Genomic DNA, 3023 nt, shown 5'->3' on the forward strand with positions numbered 1-3023 from the left:
ATTTTATCTCCTCATTGTTTATGGCGATGTTTGCGCTGACAATTCCTGTTTTCAGTAATCTCTATTATGACAAACTCGTGCCAGGCTCATCGAACGCATCTCTCTTCGGAGTGGCAGGCATCGTGCTGGTGTTCATTATCTTTGAGTTTCTGCTCAAATCCTCGCGTGACATTTATCAGTCGATAGTTTCCCGCAGGGAAGATATTGATATCGATGTTTCCTTTCTCGAGGCGCTGCTTTACGGCGATAAAAAAAACACGTCTATGTCTTCAGCATTTGTTCTATGGACTGAATTTCAAAAAATAAAACCTGTGCTACTTAACTCGGTTTTTCAGCGCGTGGCCGATGCACCTTTATTTATTGTCTTTGTGATAGTTATCTATATCAACCTGGGGCTGTTGGTTTTAATTCCGATCACAATTATGCTGATTTCACTGGGGCTGGCTTATGTTAATTTCCGCTACACCAATGTCCTGATGGAACGTGTGAAAGAAGGCCAAAGTAACCGGAATATGTTCATTACGGAAACACTCTATGCATTAAGAATGATCCACACATTGAATAACCGGAACCTGATGCGGGACTGGGTTAATAATGCCGATCAGCAGTCCTGGCTCAGTTTACAGATCCGCAAAGTAAACGTTTATTATCAGTCTGCGTTATCTACACTCTCAAGCCTTAACCAGATCCTGCTCATGTTGTTTGCCTTCTTCCTGGTGACGAAAGGGGAAATCACCACGGGTGCGATTGTTTCTTCCGTCATCGTTTCGGGGCGTATGTCGGGTATTATTTCAGGTTTTTCATCGACTTTATTATCGATATTTACCACTAATAAAACCATCACCGATCTGCTGAAAATGTTTGTCCCTGAAAATACAGCCCCCCGTGAGGTCTTACAATCACTCTCACATTGTGAAGGGCATATTTCCCTGAAAGGGGCCAGCTACCAGTATGATCCTCAGCTGCCGGTGATACTTGAAAACATTACCCTGGATATTCCTGCCGGACAGCGGGTCGCCATTATCGGGGAATGCGGTTCAGGCAAAAGTTCGCTGATCTCACTGCTTTCCGGGTTCAGTATGCCTTTACAAGGCAGCGTCATGTACGACGGTTACAACACCCGGCATCTTGCCCAGCATTTTTTCTCGCGTTTCATCAGTGTTATCACCACCCACGATGCGTTATTTACAGGATCGGTGGAAAGTAACTTCGCCCTAAAGAGCGGTGAAGATCGTAAGAAAACCGTGCAGGCGCTGGGCGTGACAAACTGTAATTTCGTGCTGCAACATCCGATGGGATTACGTTATCCCATCAGCTTTATGGCGAAGAATCTTTCATCAGGACAAAATCAGCAATTACTGCTGGCACGCAGCCTGAGCAGTGATGCGAAAGTTTTTTTGTGGGATGAACCGACGTCCTGTCTGGATGAACAAACGGAACAGCGAATTTTTGACAATCTGGATCATTTTGTTGCGGGAAAAACGCTGTTAATGGTCACTCACCGACGTTACCTGCTGAAGTATTTTGACCGTGTACTGGTGATGAAGAACGGAAAGGTTATCCGCGATTGTAGCCCTGACAAGCTACTGGCCGCGGTGGCGAACGCTGAGGTTAAAAAAGCCCGGCCGGTGCGCATCAGTGTGCCTGCTGCCGGGGGAAATCCCGTACCTGATAAGAACGAAGGTTAATAAAATGCCCTGCTTGCGGGCAGGGCATTTTATTTTACAGGGGCAAACACAGCCGCCGCCAAACTGTTTAGCCAAATATGACCAGTAATACGGGGAACAGAAAAGGTGCGAGCAGGGAAGTAATAATCCCGCAAATCACCAGCGCCAGTGAGCTGAATGCGCCTTCCTGATAATCCATTTCTGCACAACGGGCGGTGCCCAGTGCATGTGATGCTGTGCCCATCGCCAGTCCGCGTGAGGCCTTGGTGGTGATCTTCAGAATATTCAACAGCGTGTGTCCAAAGACCGCGCCGAGGATCCCGACGAAAATCACGCATACGGCGCTGATGGCCGGAATGCCATTAATCGACTGCGCGGTGGCCATTGCAATCGGTGTGGTGACCGATTTCGGTAATACCGATGCGGCAATTTCTGGCGTTGCACCCATCCATAATGCAATCGCGGTCCCCGTCACCATCGCTACCACGCTGCCGATAAAGCAGATGCTGATGATGGATTTCCAGCGGGCACGGATCTGATGCAGCTGTTCGTACAGCGGGAAAGCCAGCGCCACGACAGCGGGTTGCAGCAGGTCATTGAGGATCTTGCTGCCTGCGAAATAACGTGCGTAAGGGATATGGGTGATCAGCAACAGCGGAATAATCACCACCATCGACATCAGCAACGGGTTGAGCAGGGGCATTTTAAGCCTGGTGGCTAATTTGCGGGTGGCGAAAAAAACCACCAGCGTCAGCGGCAGCGACCACAAAATATCAATCATTTTTATCCTCCCCTTTATCCGTCACCACACCGCGTTCCCCATGGATATAGTGGGAGCAATAGGCGACAACCAGCAACACCACCAGGGTACTGACCAGGCATGACACCACCAGCGGCCCGAACTGCGTGCGCAGTTGCGCATAATAATTCATGACCCCGACCCCGATAGGCACGAACAGCAACGCCATATAGCGGATCAGAATATTGCAGCCCGGTTTAACCCATTTGAACGGCAAAATTTGTGTAGAAAGCAGACCAAACAGGATCAGCATGCCGATGATGCTGCCGGGAATGGTGAGCGGTAACAGAGATGAAATCGCATTCCCGGCGAATAAACAGAGATAAATCAGAATAAACGCCCGGATATATTGGAATGCCAGAGAGATTGAGGTGCCCATGGTGTTTCACCCAGTTGAATAATGTATTCATCATACAATTAAGATGTGATCTGTGCCACAAAACGAAGTATGAAATTTAGGAATGAAGTGTATTCCAAAATGACGTTTGGTAAACGGGGAAAATAGGGGGGACATCCGGGTTGCTCGCTCTGCTCGCTGACTATGTTCCAGGTACTAC

3 protein-coding genes are annotated in these 3023 nt (G+C 48.4%); 1 reads left to right on the top strand and 2 read right to left on the bottom strand.

The window, feature by feature from the left end:
* Positions 1-1688: ATP-binding cassette domain-containing protein (locus J1785_RS01995; RefSeq protein WP_420803824.1), on the top strand; the 1688-nt coding region annotated here is incomplete at its 5' end.
* 67 nt (positions 1689-1755) lie between these two features.
* Here the strand turns inward: J1785_RS01995 and J1785_RS02000 are convergent.
* Both J1785_RS02000 and J1785_RS02005 read right to left on the bottom strand, forming a co-directional pair.
* A complete protein-coding gene (locus J1785_RS02000; protein WP_129955680.1) occupies positions 1756-2448 on the bottom strand; it encodes a CidB/LrgB family autolysis modulator in 693 nt (230 codons plus the stop codon).
* Positions 2441-2845, bottom strand: coding sequence for a CidA/LrgA family protein (locus J1785_RS02005; protein ID WP_129955681.1), 405 nt, complete (start codon positions 2843-2845; stop codon positions 2441-2443). The genes J1785_RS02000 and J1785_RS02005 overlap by 8 nt, the downstream gene beginning before the upstream one ends.
* Positions 2846-3023 lie beyond the last annotated feature (178 nt).

Source organism: Rahnella perminowiae, from assembly GCF_019049755.1.
Classification (GTDB): Bacteria; Pseudomonadota; Gammaproteobacteria; order Enterobacterales; family Enterobacteriaceae; genus Rahnella; species Rahnella perminowiae.

Coding starts and splice junctions, on each gene's coding strand:
- J1785_RS02005 (WP_129955681.1), bottom strand. CDS start 2,845: ATGGGCACCTCAATCTCTCTGGCATTCCAATATATCCGGGCGTTTATT.
- J1785_RS02000 (WP_129955680.1), bottom strand. CDS start 2,448: ATGATTGATATTTTGTGGTCGCTGCCGCTGACGCTGGTGGTTTTTTTC.